The organism is Pseudooceanicola sp. LIPI14-2-Ac024 (assembly GCF_042188925.1).
GTDB lineage: Bacteria > Pseudomonadota > Alphaproteobacteria > Rhodobacterales > Rhodobacteraceae > Pseudooceanicola.
Genome location: NZ_CP170102.1, coordinates 333104 through 347947, shown reverse-complemented (window position 1 = coordinate 347947; position 14844 = coordinate 333104). Strand labels below are relative to the sequence as shown.

Below are 14844 nucleotides of genomic sequence, written 5' to 3'. Positions count from 1 at the left end.
CCCCCCATCACGGCCTGTCCTAGAACGCGCTCTGTTCCAACGCGGAAAGGACGGGCCATGCTGGATCTCAGCTACGAGACACCGAAACCCAAGGTCATCGCCGGCGCCAAGCACGATTGGGAGCTGGTGATCGGGATGGAGGTGCACGCTCAGGTGGCCTCGAAGGCCAAGCTCTTCTCGGGCGCCTCAACCGAATTCGGCGCCGAGCCGAATTCCAACGTCGCCTTCGTGGACGCGGCGATGCCGGGCATGTTGCCAGTTGTCAACGAATTCTGCGTGGAACAGGCGGTGCGCACCGGGCTAGGCCTGAAGGCGCAGATCAACCTGGTCTCGGCCTTCGACCGCAAGAACTACTTCTACCCCGACCTGCCGCAGGGCTACCAGATCAGCCAGCTCTACCATCCCATTGTCGGTGAAGGGGAAATTCTCGTGGACATGGGGCCGGGCGTGGCGCGCCTGGTGCGGATCGAACGCATCCACATCGAACAGGACGCGGGCAAGTCGATCCACGACATGGACCCGAACATGTCCTTCGTCGATCTGAACCGGACCGGCGTCGCGCTGATGGAAATCGTCTCGCGCCCCGATATCCGGGGGCCCGAGGAAGCCGCCGCCTACATCGCCAAGCTGCGGCAGATCCTGCGCTACCTCGGCACCTGCGACGGCAACATGCAGAACGGCAACCTGCGGGCGGACGTGAACGTGTCGGTCTGCCGGCCGGGCCAGTACGAGAAGTACCAGGAGACGCAGGATTTCGCGCATCTGGGCACCCGGTGCGAGATCAAGAACATGAACTCCATGAGGTTCATCCAGCAAGCCATTGATTACGAAGCGCGGCGCCAGATCCAGATCCTCGAGGGCGGCGGCGCGATCGTGCAGGAGACCCGGCTTTACGATCCGGACAAGGGTGAGACGCGATCGATGCGGTCGAAGGAAGAGGCGCACGATTACCGCTACTTCCCCGATCCCGACCTGCTGCCGCTCGAGATCGAGCAGGCCTGGGTGGACGAGATCGCGGCCTCCCTGCCGGAACTGCCGGACGCCAAGAAAGCGCGGTTCGTCAAGGACTTCGGCCTGTCGGAATACGACGCGAGCGTGCTGACCGCCGAGGCCGAGAACGCCGCCTTCTTCGAGAAGGTCGCGGCCGGCAACGACGGCAAGCTGGCGGCGAACTGGGTGATCAACGAGCTCTTCGGGCGGCTGAAGAAAGAGGATCACGACATCGGCGACAGCCCGATCACGCCCGAGATGCTGGGCAAGATCGTGGGGCTCATCACCAAGGGCGACATCAGCGGCAAGATCGCAAAGGATGTCTTTGAAATCGCGTACACTTCGGGCCGTGACCCGGAAGAGATCGTCGAGACCGAGGGCATGAAGCAGGTCACCGACACCGGCGCGATCGAGGCGGCGGTGGACGAGGTGATCGCGGCGAACCCGGCGCAGGTGGAGAAAGCCAAGCAGAATCCGAAGCTTGCGGGATGGTTCGTGGGCCAGGTGATGAAGGCGACCGGCGGCAAGGCGAACCCGGCCGCGGTCAACCAGCTGGTGACGGAGAAGCTGGGTCTCTGAGTTTTTTCAGTGACTTGAAAGAATGTGTTGAGGGCGGGACGCGGGTTCCGCCCTTTTCGTTTGCAGGTCAGTGTCTGGCGGGGTGAGACCCCGCAGAACGGGGGTTAAGGCACCGAACGGGACGTCGGTATCACGTCGGTATTGCGTCGGTATTGCGTCGGTGCATCCGCGACCGCGCGCGGCTTTGCCACGTCCCGGAAACCGCGCCGCCGGGCCTTGCCCTTCGCCGCCCCGCGCGGCACCTTCGCTGCGGACACAGAGGAGGACCGGATGGCCGTCGGAATCAAGGAACTCATGGCGCGGGCTGAGGCGCAGATCACGTCGCTGTCGAACGGCGAGGCGCAACCGCTGATGCAGGACGAGGGCACCGTCTTTGTCGACATCCGCGACGTCCGCGAGCTGGAGCGTGACGGCATGATCCCCGGCGCCAAACATGCGCCGCGCGGGATGCTGGAGTTCTGGATCGACCCGGAAAGCCCCTATCACAAGCCCTACTTCGCCGAGGACAAGACCTTCGTGTTCTACTGCGCCTCGGGCTGGCGGTCGCTGCTGGCGGCGCAGGTCGCGCAGGAGATGGGGCTGAAGACGGCGAGCCTGACCGGCGGTTTCGGCGACTGGAAGCGCGCCGGCCTGCCGGTCGAGGAACGGAAGCCGAAATGAGCGAGGTTCTCGAAGGCAAGTACCTGTCCGACCCGATGGAGGTCAGGCCCGAGTGGATCGACCACAACGGGCACATGAACATGGCCTATTACGGGGTGCTGTTCGACAAGGGATCGTCGCATGTCTATCGCCGTATCGGGTTCGGCAACGACTATCGCAAGACCTTCCGCCACACGACGTTCTCGGGCGAATTCCGCGTCCGCTACCTGCGGGAGCTGAAGCTGGGCGACAAGGTGCGCTGCGCCTTCCAGATGCTCGACGTGGGGCCGAAGTCGTTCCACTACGTGCAGGAGCTGATCCACGAGGACGGCTGGGTCGCCGCCACCGGCGAGGAGATCAGCCTGCACATCGACCAGACCGGGCCGCGCGTCGCACCCTATCCGCCACAGATCAAGGCCGCGCTGGACGAGATCCTCGCCGAACAGGCCGGGCTTCCCCGCCCGGACTGGCTGGGCAAACCGATGGGGCTGCGCAAATGACCGTGCCGTTTCGCGCCGGGCAGCAGGTGCTGAAGCCCGAATGGATCGATTTCAACGGTCATCTCAACATGGCCTACTACGTCGTGCTCTTCGACTGGGGCGTGGACGAGGTGCAGGACAGCGTGGGCCTTGGGGTGAAGTACGCCGAGACCAGTGGCTTCACCACCTTCTCGGCCGAGTTCCACATCCGCTATGTCCGCGAGCTGCCGCCGGGATCGACGGTCTACACGACCTTCCGGCTGCTCGACGTCGGGCCCAAGGCCTATCACTTCTGCCAGGAGCTTTACCACGAGGACGGCTGGCTGTCGGCCACGGGCGAAGGCATCTCGCTGCACATCGACCGCAGCGGGCCGAAGGTGGCGCCCTACCCGGCCAAGGTGCAGGAGAACCTGCAGGCGATGCTGGAAGAGCACCGCAAGCTGCCGGTGCCCGGCTGGGTCGGTCGCCCGATGGGGGTGAGGAAGTAGGGCCGGACGGGCGTCTGTCGTACAGGGTTTCGAGGGCTTGGTGCCCGCGCCCGTTGTCGCTGCCGTCGCAAGATGGGGAATCCCCGCCGGAACGTCGGTGATGGCGCGGGCCGAAACCGGGGGCGTGCCCGTCTGGCCGTTGGTGCGGATCGGATGGGGATCGATCCGGCACGATGTCTGTTCAGCCTGCGTCTGTGACACCGCCGCACGAGTGATTGCGGCAATAGGCCCGGGCGGACGGCCCGTTCAGGTCATTTGCGGATCAAGTATTCTTCCAGGTCGCCTTCGTCGGCCAGGATTTCCTTGACCCAGCCCGGTTGTCGGCCACGACCGCTCCAGGTCTTGGTTGCGTCATCCGGATGACGATACTTGGCGGGATGCACCTTGCGCGACTTGCTGGCCGGGCCGGTCAGTTCGGAAAGGCTGAAACCCATTTCCTGAGCTTTTAACTCAAGAGCGCTGAGCGCGCGCTTTCGTTCCCGATCCTGGAAGGTGCGAATTGCACCGTCCACGTCCTTTCGGAGCTGCTTGAGCTCGTCCAGTGACAGTTTATCCAATTCAACTTTCATTTGTATGCTAGTCCCATGTTCTTGCCCAAAGGCGGTTTTCCTTCGTTCTGTCGCCCTGCTCTCAAAGTGTTGGCATTGCAATAGAAGTCAAGCAGTCCATTTGTGTCGAGCAATGAGGAATCGATGGATTCGGCGGAAAATCACCGAAAACGTAATCGGGATCCCCACATCACGCTTCTGCGATTTCAGTTTCGATTAATCTTTGTGATGCGCATTAACGTCAGGCGTATTTTGCTGCGTATATTTCGAAAGCGCGGTACGGCGCGAATTCGCGTCATGCGAAATGCGCAGGGCGCCATTAACGGCGCCCCGCGTTTTCGATCAGCGGCCGAGGCGGCTGACGACGTTTTCGATCATGCGAATGCCGGCATCCTGGCCAAGCGACATGATGCTTTCAGGATGGAATTGCACCGCCGCAATCGGCAGCGTGGCATGTTCGATCCCCATCACAACGCCATCGGCGGTGGTGGCGGTGACCGTCAGCTCATTCGGCAGCGTATCGGGCCGCGCATGCAGCGAATGATACCGCCCGATCGTGATCGCATCGGGCAATCCGGCAAACACGGTGCCCGGATGATGCACCGCGATCCGCGACGGCTTGCCATGCATCGGTTCGTCGAGCTGGTCGAGCGTGGCGCCGAAGTAATCCGCGATCGCCTGCAATCCGAGGCAGACGCCGAACACCGGCAGATCGCGGTCGAGCGCCTTGGCAATCGTCGCGCGGCAATCGAAATCGGACGGGTTGCCGGGACCGGGCGACAGGACCACGAGGTCGGGCGCGTAATCGGCCAGCAACTCGTCCGCGACGGGGCTGCGCGAGGTCAGCACCTCGGCCCCGGTCTGGCGGAAGTAGTTCGCCAGCGTATGGACAAAGCTGTCCTCGTGATCGACCAGCAGGATGCGGCGCCCCTGCCCGACCTTGAGCCGCGTGCCGTCGCCGCCGGTGTCGTTGGCCTTCACGTCGCCGCGGATGGCCGCGCGCATGGCCGAGGCCTTGAGCTCGGTCTCGGCCTCTTCCTCGTCCGGGTCGCTGTCGTTCAGCAGCGTCGCGCCCGCCCGCACCTCGGCCACGCCGTTCTTGATGCGGATGGTGCGCAGGGTGAGGCCGGTGTTCATGTCGCCGTCGAACTGCACCGCGCCGACGGCGCCGCCGTACCAGAAGCGGGTCGATTTCTCGTGGTTCTCGATGAAGCGCATCGCCCAGAGTTTCGGCGCGCCGGTGACCGTCACGGCCCAGGCGTGGGTCAGGAAGGCGTCGAAGGCGTCCATGCCGGGGCGCAGGCGGCCCTCGATATGGTCCACGGTGTGGATCAGGCGCGAATACATCTCGATCTGGCGGCGGCCGATGACGCGGACCGATCCGGGTTCGCAGACCCGGGACTTGTCGTTGCGGTCGACGTCCGAGCACATGGTCAGCTCGCTCTCGTCCTTCTTGGACTGCAGTAGCTTGAGGATCTGTTCGCTGTCCTCGATGGCGTCGGCGCCGCGCTTGATGGTGCCAGAGATCGGGCAGGTCTCGACCCGGCGGCCGGTGACGCGGACGAACATCTCGGGCGAGGCGCCGACGAGGTACTCCTGCGCGCCGAGGTTCATCATGAAGCCGAAGGGCGCGGGGTTGATCCGCTTGAGCCGCCGGAAGATGGCCGAGGGGCTGTCCTTGCAGGGCTCATAGAAGACCTGGCCCGGAACCACCTCGAAAAGGTCGCCGCGGCGGAAGCTCTTCTTGGCCTCGACGACCAGCTTGGCGTATTCGCCGGGCGCATGGTCGCCACGCGGCAGATCCTCGGGTCCGCGCTGGAACGGCTCGCGCGGGCCGCCGCCCTCGGCATCCACCGTCGTATGGGTGCCTTGGGTGAAATCGTAGGAAATCCAGAACGCGCGGGTGGAGTAATGGTCGGTGACCAGAAGGCGGTCGACGATGAAAAGGACAAGGTCGCGCTGATCGGCGGGGCGTTCCAGTTTCAGGTCGATCGGTTCGAATTGGAACGCGAGGTCGTAACCGAATGCGCCGTAAAGCCCGAGGTGGTGATCCTCTTCGGTGTGGAAGAGATCGGTGATCGCCCGCAGGACGGTAAAGACCGACGGCGCGCGCGAGCGTTCTTCCTCGTTATAGACGCGGTCGGGCGTTTTCACCGTGAGGGTGAGGCATTCGTCGGTGGCGGTGAACGCGGCCAGTTCCGGCAGATGTTCGAGCGCGGGGCGCAGGATGGGCAGAAGCGCCCGGCCGCGCGGGTTCAGGGCGCGGATCGTCATTTCGCGGCCGCGCGCCTCGATCATCACCGGCGGCTCGGCAAAGCCGAACTCCCACCGGGTGTAGCGGCCGGGGTATTCGTAATTCGAGCTGAAGAGCGCGCCGTAGGCGCTGTCGAGCCGGTCGATCAGCTCTTCGGCGGTCTGCAGGTAGGTTGCGTCGGATTCGCGGCGCGAAACTTCGACGCCACCCTTGGTCACAAAGGTCTGGATGCTCATTTGGTCAGATTTCTCGTGTGCCGGGGCGCGTGGCCCCTATTGCCGGAAAAGGGTCAGCGTTGCGATGGCCCGCGCCATCGCCCATTCGTCCACCGGCTTTGCCATCGCTTGCACATGCGAGTTTGTTCCGTCCTTAGGCGCAATTCCATTAGCAACGGGCGGCGGGGTTGTAAACCGGGCCGCGTCACCTTGCGGCAGGGTGGCCTTGCTGCGACAAGTCGGTGCGTGAAACAGCCGTTTGCATCAAGGATATCGCCATGACCGCCGCCGACCTGCCGCCGCTGCCCGAGGGCCCGCTGGACATCTGCATCGTGGGCCCCGGGGCCATCGGCGGGACCATCGCCGCGCGGCTGGCCGCGGCGCAGGGCACCGGCGGGCTGGGCCGGGTGTCGGTGGTGGCCCGCGGCGCGCATCTTGCCGCGATCCGCGACAACGGGCTGCGCCTGCGCACGCCCGCGGGCGAAACCTGCGTCGCGGTGAACGCGGTGGCCGATCCGGGCGAGTTGCCGCCGCAGGACGTGGTGATCACCGCGCTGAAGGGCCACCAGATCCCACCGATGGCCGCCAAGCTGGCCGCGATGATGAAGCCCGCAAGCCGCATCCTGCCGGTGGTGAACGGGCTGCCCTGGTGGTACCCGCTGCCCGACGGCGCGGGCGGGGTCAAGGGCGCGGAGGAAGTCGATCCGGGCGGTGCGCTCTGGCGCGAGATCGGGCCGGAACGGGCGATCGGGGCGATCGCCTATCTCGGCGCCTCGGTGCCGGAACCGGGCGTGATCTCGGTCGAGATCGAGGGCTACCTCGACCTTGGCCGCCTGCCGGGCGAGCCGCGCGCGGACGTGGAGCGCATCGCCGGGATCCTGCGCGGGGCCGGATGGACCGTGCGCGAGACCGAGCCGTTCCAGGATTCGCTCTTCTCCAAGCTCTTCAGCAACTGCTCGCTGAACTCGGTCTGCGCGATCTCGCGGGCGTCGCAGGCCAGCATCGCGAACGACCCGGCGCTGCGCGGATTTGCGGCGGCGATCATGGAGGAGGTGCGCGCGCTGGCCGAGGCCGAGGGCGCGACGATCCGCATGACGACCGAGAAGCGGCTGCACCACGCGGCGCACGGGCCGGACCACGCGCCCTCGACCCTGCAGGACCTGCGCAAGGGCAACCCGATGGAGATCGAGCCGATCTTTGGTGCGACCGTCGCGCTTGGCCGGGCGCGCGGGGTGCCGATGCCGATGCTGGAGCTGGCGACCTCGATCCTGCGCGAGGTGGAAAAAAGCCGCACGGCGTAAGGGCTGTCGGCCCGCGTTTGCCATTGCCCTCGCCGCCCCGCCGCCTACTCTGGCCCGGACGACAGGAGGCCCCATGATCACGCTGCACCATCTCGACAATTCGCGGTCCCAGCGGGTGCTGTGGCTGATGGAAGAGCTCGGCCTCGACTACGAGGTCGAATTCTACAAGCGCGACCCCAAGACGATGCGCGCGCCCGAGGCGCTGCGCCGGGTGCATCCGCTGGGGCGGTCCCCGGTGATCGTCGAGGATGACGAGGTGATGGCCGAGACCGGGGCGATCATCCGCTACCTGCTGGACCGGCACGGACAGGGCCGGCTGGAGCCCGAGGCGGGCACGCGCGCGGCGCGCGAGATAACATACTGGCTGAACTACGCCGAAGGCTCGGCCATGCCACCGTTGCTGATGAAGCTGGTGTTCGACACCATGCCGCAACGCGCGCCCCGGCTGATGAAGCCGCTGGTGCACCGGGTGATCGACCCGGTCCGCAACGGTTTCGTCGCGCCCGAGATCAAGCTGCACATCGACTACTGGGAAGAGGTGCTGGGGCGGTCCGGCTGGTTCGTCGGCGACAGCTTCTCGGCCGCCGACATCATGATGTCCTTCCCGCTGGAAACCGCGTCGGATCGTGGCGGCGCGGGGATGCGGCCGGTGATCCGCGACTTCCTGAAACGCATCCATTCGCGCCCGGCCTATCGCCGCGCGCTCGAGGTCGGCGGGCCCTATCGCTACGCCTAGCGCAGACCGTCGCGGGCGCTGATCTGGTCGGCCTGCAGCCCGCCCATCCGGGCATGGACGCGCCCGCCCCGGCTCATCGCCAGCGCGAGAAGCAGTTCGTCCGGGCGCGGCCCGTCCGGGAGCCCGACCTCCATCGCGTCGAAATGCGACCGGACGTAGGCCGCGTTGACATGGCCGAGCGGCACGTCGATGCGCGTGCCCGGGCCGCCCTGCTTCATCGCCGAGGGCACGATGGCCAGCGCCTCGCCCAGCCGTTCGCGCATGGCATAGCCGCCGGGCACGTGCCAGAGGGCGGTGTGCTCAAGCTCTCCGGCGGTGCCGCACATCGCGGCCTTGCCGTAGCCGTCGATCCCCTCGACCCCGCCCATGGCCGCGATCAGGCGGTCGGTCATCGTCAGGCCAAGCGGTTTCAGATCGTCCATCGCGGATTGCAGGTCGTCCTCGTAGCGCCCGGCAAAGGGGTTGCGAACCAGCGCCACGATGGCGCCGCGCTGACGCGGGGGCGTCGCGGCGGGGCCGCCGTCGTGTTGGATATCCTCGAGGAAGATCATGGTCTTGCGCAGGGTGAAATCAGGCATGGGCCGGGTCTTTCGTCAGGTCGTGGGCCGCCCCGGCGAGCGCCGTGCGGTGGTTGAGCGTCAGGGCCACGCCGCCGATCAGGCCGCGGGCGATCAATGTCTCGGCATAGGCGCGCCCGGCGGCGATCGCGCGGTCGACCTCGGCCGGGGTCAGCGGGCCGAGGGCTGTCGTGACGCGGCGGTCGCCCAGGTCGCTGTCGGGGGCGAGGTCGCGGGCGGGCACGCGGCGGACCGCAGGATGGCCCGGCAGGTCGACGCGGTTGGCGATCATCGTGGCGGCGGCATCGGCCAGCGCCGCGCCGCGCGCGATCACCGTCACGCTGTCGGCAATGCCGAGGCTGTGAGACCGCCCGCCCTGCCCCGAGGTGGCGATCCCGCGCCACGGGGTGTCGGCGGGGATTGTGACGGTGCCACCGGCCATGGCGGCTGTGAAGGTCGCGCCGGGGGCGAGGAGAAAGGCGATGTCGCCGCCGTCGTTCACGTAGGCCTTTTGCAGGTCGGGCATGCCGGCGGCTTGCGACAGGACCTCTTCGGCCACTGCGCCGGCGACGGCGGCCATGGGGGTGATGAATTCAGGCGCGAAGGGGGCGGTGGCGGCCTGCATCCGGCGGGCGGTCGGGCCGCTGGGCGGCGGGGCGTCGGGGCGGCGCAGGTCGGGAAGCTCGGCCACCAGTTCCTCTAGGATCGTCGCGAACCGCTGGGCGGCGGCGTGGAAGAAGGCGTCGCGCCCGGCCCCCTCGGCCCCGATGACCAGGTCGATCGGCCCGTGGTTCAGGTGCAGCCGGTCGCCCGGCAGGCGCGCGGCCTGCGGGCCGCTCACGGCTGCGGGTCCTTCAGCACGCGGTGCGCGCTGCCATAGTCGCCGCCCCGGGCCAGCACGTCGTCGATATCGCGCACCGCCGCGTCGTGGCCGCCGAGCGCGCGGTAGGTGTCGCGGCTGGCGGTGAATTCCAGCGGCGCGACCAGCGCGGGGGTGGGCACGTAGCCGAAGCTGTTGGGGGGCAGTTTCGTCACGTCGACCATCAGGGTGATGCCGCCGCCGGGCCAGACAAACGCCTCGGCCCCGCCGACGGTCACGCGCACCTCGCCCGCCTGCACGGCACGGGTCAGCAGGACCGGGTTGCGCGTGGTGCCCGAGCGGAGAGAGCCGCCGGCGCCGGCCTGGAACATCACGGTGCAGAGGGCCGGTTCGCAGTTCTCGGCGATCAGGTCCACCGTGGGGCGGAGGGTGTCGGGCAGCGGGTGTTCGACCGGGGTCAGGTCGTCGTCCAGCACGTAGTAGGCCGCGTGTTCGCCGGTGGTGGAGACCATTAGCAGCGTCAGGCCGGGGCGCGCGCCCTTTTTCTCCAGCCAGGGGTTAAGGATGGTCAGCGGGTCGGCGATGTCGGTGCCGCCCCAGCCCTGCCCCGGCTCGGCCACGCGGAAGTAGCGGCCGGGGGTGGAGCGGTGGCCCCTGATGCGGATGCCGGTGTCGGGCCAGCCGATCACCTTGCCGGCCTGGTGTTCGCTGACGACGCCGGTGATGTGGTCGTCGACCACGACGACCTCGTCCACCAGCCCCTGCCATTGCGCGGCGAACATGCCGATGGTGGCCGACCCGCAGCCGACGCGCATCCGGGTCTCGACCGCGCCGTCCACGATCGGGGGCTTGCCGGCCTGCACGGTGACCTGCGCCCCGCCTTCGATTTGCAAATCGACCGCTTCGCAGTTGCAAAGCGCCATGAGGGTGTCGCAGGTGACCCGGCCTTCGGCCTTGGAGCCGCCGGTCAGGTGGTCGACCCCGCCGAGCGACAGCATCTGGGAGCCGTATTCCGAGGTGATGACCAGCCCAACCGCCTCGCCCTGGGCCAGCACGCGGGCGCCTTCGCGGCCGAGGTGGCGGTCGGTGTCGATCTTCACCTTCACGCCGCAGTAGGAATAGATCGCCTCGGTGACCACGGTCACGGCATCGACGCCGTCGATCTGGCGCGAGACGATGAAGGGGGCGGGCTTGAAGTCCGGGTAGGTCGTGCCCGCGCCGATGGCGGTCACGCGGCGGCCGTCGTCGGGGGTGATCGCGCCGTTCCAGCCCTGGTCGAGGAAGCGGCGGAGGGGCTGGCCCTCGGCCTTGGCGGTCTCGAGGATGGTGAGGGGATCGCAGCGCACGATGCGCCCGCCCTCGTTGGCGTAGCGGTCGCAGGCGCCGGTGCGGCCCTCGGCGACGTAGCACATCACCGGGCAGGCGTCGCAGCGGACCTTGTCGGGTTTCGGCGCGGGCGTGGTCATGGGATGCGGTCCTCGGGGCGCGCGCCTGCAGCTGTCGCCGGGGTGCCAGCCTGACGCCGCCCGTCGGGGCGGCACGCAGGCGCGGGCCGGGACGCGGCCCCTGACGGTGTGGATCGGGACGACCCGGGCCGGACCGCCGGGTGGCGGAGATGGGCTGACGCGGGCCGTCTCATCCCTCGACCCCCCGGATCGCGGCCCGCACGCGGTGCGGCAGGGCGGGCAGTTGCCGCACCCGGGCCCCGGTGGCGTCGGTGATCGCGTTCAGGATCGCGGGCGCGGTCGGGATCAGGGCGTGTTCGCCAAGGCCCTTGGCCCCCATCGGCCCCTCGGGGTCGGGCACTTCGAGCAGGATCGTCACGACCTCGGGCATGTCGCCGGTGGTGGGGATCAGGTAGTCGTGCAGGTTCTCGGTCCGGCCCGGGACGTAATCCTCCATCAGCGCCATGCCGAGGCCCTGGGCGATGCCGCCCTCGATCTGCCCTTCGGCCAGCAGCGGGTTGATCACCCGGCCGAGGTCATGCGCCGCGGTGATCCGCAGCACCCGGGTGGTCCCGAGGTCGAGGTCGACCTCGACTTCGGCCAGCTGGGCACCGTAGCCGTAGACCGCGTAGGGCGCGCCCTGCCCCTCGGCATCCAGCGCGCGGGTCGGGGGATCATAGCTTTCCTCGGCCGCCAGCACGTAGTCCCCCAGCACCAGCGGCAGGCGGGCGAGGTCGAGGGTGCTTTCCCCCGCCGCGTCGGTCACCGTCAGCTGTGCGTCGGAGAGCGCAAGGCATGCGTCGGGGGCCCGGTTGGTCAGCGCCAGGATCTCGGCCCGGAGCGCGGCGCCCGCCAGCATCGCGGCCTTGCCCGACACGTAGGTCTGGCGCGAGGCCGAGGTCTTGCCGCCGTCCGGCGTCAGCGCGGTGTCGGGGCCGATGAAGTCGAAATCCGACAGCGGCAGGCCAAGCGCGTCGGCGCAGATCTGCGGGATTACCGTGTTCGCGCCCTGCCCGATGTCGGTCGCGCCCTGGTGCAGCACCAGCCGCCCCGCCGCGGTCAGCCCCAGCCGCATGGTCGACGGGTTGGGCAAGGCGGTGTTGCCGCAGCCGTACCAGCAGGCGGCGATGCCAAGCCCCCGGCGCAACCGGCTGCCCGAGGCGGCGGCGGCCGTGTTGAAGGCCAATGTCTCGTCCCCTGCGCGGGCCCAACCGTCGGCCAGCGCATCGAAACAGGCGGTGATGCCGACGCCGCCCAGTTCCTGCCCGCAGACCGTGGGCTGGCCGTCGCGCAGGGCGTTCAGCCGCCGGAACGCGAGCCGGTCGATCCCGGCGGCGCGGGCGAGGTCGTCGTAAAGCGCCTCCTGGATCACGGCGGCCTGCGGCACGCCGAAGCCGCGAAAGGCCCCGGCGATGGGGTTGTTGGTGTGCATCGCGACGGTGTCGGCGCGGTAGGCGGGCGTGAAATAGGGCCCCGAGGCATGCACCGGCACCCGGTTCGCCACGGTCGGCCCCCAAGAGGCATAGGCCCCGGTGTCGAAGGTGCCGTCGAACGCCATCCCGGTGATCCGCCCGGCCGCGTCGCAGCCGATCCGGGCGTGCATCCGGGCCGGGTGGCGTTTCGTGGTCGACTGCATCGATTCCCGCCGGGTGTAGGTCATCGTGCAGGGCTGCCCGGTCTTCAGCGCGACCAGCCCGATCAGCGGCTGCAGCGAGACGTCGAGCTTGGAGCCGAAGCCGCCGCCGGTGCCCGAGGGCAGGATCCGCACCCGGTCGAGCGGCAGGCCCAGGACCTTGGCGACATCCTCCTGGTCCATCACCGGGGCCTGGGTGCAGGCGCGGATGCAGAGCGTGCCGTCCTCCATCCAGGCGCTGCCGGCCTCGGGCTCGATATAGGCGTGTTCGACGAAGGTGGTGGCGATGGTGTCCTCGGCCAGGTGGGCGGCCGCGGCCAGGCCGGTGGCGGCGTCGCCGCGGCGGACGTGGCCGCGGGTCAGGACGTTGTCGGCCCGGGCCGGTTGCACCGCGCGGGCGCCGAGGGCGCGGGCCGGATCGGTGACGGGATCGAGCACCTCCCACGTCACCGGGAAGCTGGAGAGATCGAGCGCCTCGGCCACCGCCGGGGGGCGGCGACCAGCGCTACCGCCTCGCCCCTCAGGCGCACCTCGCCCTCGGCCAGCGCGGGCTGGTCGGCGAAGGGCGGGATGACGCCGAACCGGTTCTCTCCGGGAATGTCGGCGGCGGTGAAGACCTGGGCCGAGCGGTCGGCGGCCCAGGTCGCGGTGTCGCCGAGGGTGAAGCGCGCGGCGGGGTGCGGCGAGCGGATGGCCAGCACGGTGAGCGGCGCCTCGCAGCGGAAGTCGCCGCCGAAAAGCTCGCCCCCGGTGACCTTGGGCCGCCCGTCGAGGCGCGGCAGGCGGGCGCCGACCGCGGCGCCGGGGGCGGGCATCGGGGCGGCGGGGGCGTCCATCCGCACGTCGCAGACCGCGTCGATTATCTTGGCGTAGCCAGTGCAGCGGCAGAGCACCCCGCCAAGCGCTGCCTCGGCCTCGGCCCGGCTGGGGGTGGCGGTGCGCGACAGGAGCGCGACCGCGGCCATCAGCATGCCCGGCGTGCAGATGCCGCATTGCGCGGCGCCGTGGCGCAGGAAGCTGTCCTGAAGGGCGGCATGGGCTTGCGTGGCGCCAAGCCCCTCGACCGTCAGGACCTGCCGGCCCGCGGCCTGGGCTAGCGGCGTCAGGCAGGCACAGACCGGCGCCCCGTCGAGCAGCACGGTGCAGGCGCCGCAGTCGCCCGCGTCGCAGCCGGATTTCGTGCCGGTCAAGCTGAGGTTGCGGCGCAGCACGTCCGACAGGCGGCGGCCCGGCTGGGTTTCGACGTGCCGGGCCTGGCCGTTGACGGTGATCCGAAAGGTTTCGCCCGCGCGCAGGTTCATGACGCCATGCCCCCGACAAGCCGGCGCAGCAGTTCGATGGCCGCGTCGGCGCGGTAGTCCGCATCGGCCCGGATGTCGTCGATGGGCGACAACGCGGGCCGGACAAGGGCGGGGTCGATCGCGGCGGCGGCCTCGGCGGGCGACAGGCCGGTCAGCGCGGCCTCCTGCGCGGGCAGGCGCTGCGCGGTGGCGGAACAGGCCCCGACGGCCAGCGCAGCGGCGGCGATCCGGTCGCCGTCGACCGCCAGCCGCGCCGCGACCATGGCGATCGAGATCACGAGGTACTTGCGCGCGCCCAGCTTGAGAAACCCGCCCTGCCCGGCCACCGGCGGGATCAGCACGGCGGTCAGGATCTCTCCGCCCTGGCGGGCGGTCCGGCGCGGGCCGGTGAGGAAGTCCGCCAGCGGCATCTGGCGGCGGGCGGTGGCAGAGGCCAGTTCGACCCCGGCATCAAGGGTCAGGAGCGGCGGGATGCCGTCGGCGGCGGGCGAGGCGTTGCAGAGGTTGCCGCCGATGGTGCCGGTGGCCTGGATCTGCAGCGACCCGACCTCGGCCGCGGCCTGTTTCAGCCCGTCGAAGGCGGGCGGCAGATCGGCGGCGCGGATCGCGGCCCAGTTGGTCGTCGCGCCGATGCGCCAGCCACCCCCGTCGGTGCGGGTGATCCCGCGCAGGTCGGCGATGGCGGTCAGGTCGAGCACTGGGCCCAGCAGCACCTGCGCCGGCGTCGCGGGGTAGAGATCGGTGCAGCCGGCCGCCAGCGCCACCGGCCCGTCCGCCGCGATGGCGAGAGCCTCGGTCAGGCTGTCCGGCCGGTGATAGGCGGTCACGCTGCGCCTCCGCAAAGTCGCGTGGTGCGACG

Annotated in this window: 14 protein-coding genes; 6 read left to right on the top strand and 8 right to left on the bottom strand. The window is 69.1% G+C overall.

From position 1 onward, the window contains the following. Nucleotides 1-57 precede the first annotated feature (57 nt). From gatB to ACE2AC_RS01635, 4 genes are all read left to right on the top strand, one after another. Nucleotides 58-1569, top strand: a complete 1512-nt coding sequence (gene gatB / locus ACE2AC_RS01650) for an Asp-tRNA(Asn)/Glu-tRNA(Gln) amidotransferase subunit GatB (protein ID WP_375690398.1) — start codon at nucleotides 58-60, stop codon at nucleotides 1567-1569. A gap of 270 nt (nucleotides 1570-1839) precedes the next feature. After that, on the top strand, nucleotides 1840-2229 hold the full coding sequence (locus ACE2AC_RS01645) for a rhodanese-like domain-containing protein (RefSeq protein ID WP_375690397.1): 390 nt from the start codon (nucleotides 1840-1842) through the stop codon (nucleotides 2227-2229). Beyond that, nucleotides 2226-2708, top strand: a complete 483-nt coding sequence (locus ACE2AC_RS01640) for a thioesterase family protein (RefSeq protein WP_375690396.1) — start codon at nucleotides 2226-2228, stop codon at nucleotides 2706-2708. The genes ACE2AC_RS01645 and ACE2AC_RS01640 overlap by 4 nt, the downstream gene beginning before the upstream one ends. Next, nucleotides 2705-3175 (top strand): thioesterase family protein, encoded by a 471-nt coding sequence (locus ACE2AC_RS01635; RefSeq protein WP_375690395.1) that lies wholly within the window; start codon nucleotides 2705-2707, stop codon nucleotides 3173-3175. The genes ACE2AC_RS01640 and ACE2AC_RS01635 overlap by 4 nt, the downstream gene beginning before the upstream one ends. Nucleotides 3176-3426: 251 nt before the next feature. Here ACE2AC_RS01635 and ACE2AC_RS01630 read toward each other — a convergent pair whose 3' ends face one another. Both ACE2AC_RS01630 and ACE2AC_RS01625 read right to left on the bottom strand, forming a co-directional pair. Next, nucleotides 3427-3744 (bottom strand): H-NS family nucleoid-associated regulatory protein, encoded by a 318-nt coding sequence (locus ACE2AC_RS01630; protein WP_375690394.1) that lies wholly within the window; start codon nucleotides 3742-3744, stop codon nucleotides 3427-3429. Nucleotides 3745-4065: 321 nt separating this feature from the next. After that, on the bottom strand, nucleotides 4066-6213 hold the full coding sequence (locus ACE2AC_RS01625) for an anthranilate synthase (RefSeq protein WP_375690393.1): 2148 nt from the start codon (nucleotides 6211-6213) through the stop codon (nucleotides 4066-4068). Between the two features lie 257 nt (nucleotides 6214-6470). On the opposite strand from ACE2AC_RS01625, the gene ACE2AC_RS01620 reads away from it, so the two are divergent. Next, nucleotides 6471-7493, top strand: a complete 1023-nt coding sequence (locus ACE2AC_RS01620) for a ketopantoate reductase family protein (RefSeq protein WP_375690392.1) — start codon at nucleotides 6471-6473, stop codon at nucleotides 7491-7493. 73 nt (nucleotides 7494-7566) lie between these two features. After that, entirely contained in the window at nucleotides 7567-8229 is a 663-nt protein-coding gene (locus ACE2AC_RS01615; protein WP_375690391.1) for a glutathione S-transferase family protein, read from the top strand. Here the strand turns inward: ACE2AC_RS01615 and ACE2AC_RS01610 are convergent. The 6 genes from ACE2AC_RS01610 to ACE2AC_RS01585 form a co-directional block, all read right to left on the bottom strand. Then, nucleotides 8226-8807 (bottom strand): amino acid synthesis family protein, encoded by a 582-nt coding sequence (locus ACE2AC_RS01610; protein ID WP_375690390.1) that lies wholly within the window; start codon nucleotides 8805-8807, stop codon nucleotides 8226-8228. The two genes, ACE2AC_RS01615 and ACE2AC_RS01610, sit on opposite strands and share 4 nt — an antisense overlap. Beyond that, nucleotides 8800-9627, bottom strand: a complete 828-nt coding sequence (locus tag ACE2AC_RS01605; RefSeq protein ID WP_375690389.1) for a UPF0280 family protein — start codon at nucleotides 9625-9627, stop codon at nucleotides 8800-8802. The genes ACE2AC_RS01610 and ACE2AC_RS01605 overlap by 8 nt, the downstream gene beginning before the upstream one ends. Further along, nucleotides 9624-11072, bottom strand: coding sequence for a 6-hydroxynicotinate reductase (locus ACE2AC_RS01600; protein WP_375690388.1), 1449 nt, complete (start codon nucleotides 11070-11072; stop codon nucleotides 9624-9626). The genes ACE2AC_RS01605 and ACE2AC_RS01600 overlap by 4 nt, the downstream gene beginning before the upstream one ends. A 169-nt stretch (nucleotides 11073-11241) precedes the next feature. Further along, complete coding sequence (locus ACE2AC_RS01595; RefSeq protein WP_375690387.1) at nucleotides 11242-13167, bottom strand: xanthine dehydrogenase family protein molybdopterin-binding subunit; 1926 nt, start codon at nucleotides 13165-13167, stop codon at nucleotides 11242-11244. Then, complete coding sequence (locus ACE2AC_RS01590) at nucleotides 13131-13985, bottom strand: 2Fe-2S iron-sulfur cluster-binding protein (RefSeq protein ID WP_375690386.1); 855 nt, start codon at nucleotides 13983-13985, stop codon at nucleotides 13131-13133. Before ACE2AC_RS01590 ends, ACE2AC_RS01595 begins: the two co-directional genes overlap by 37 nt. After that, the gene (locus ACE2AC_RS01585; protein WP_375690385.1) at nucleotides 13982-14812 is read right to left on the bottom strand and encodes an FAD binding domain-containing protein; all 831 of its coding nucleotides are present in this window, start codon (nucleotides 14810-14812) and stop codon (nucleotides 13982-13984) included. Before ACE2AC_RS01585 ends, ACE2AC_RS01590 begins: the two co-directional genes overlap by 4 nt. Nucleotides 14813-14844: the final 32 nt, after the last annotated feature.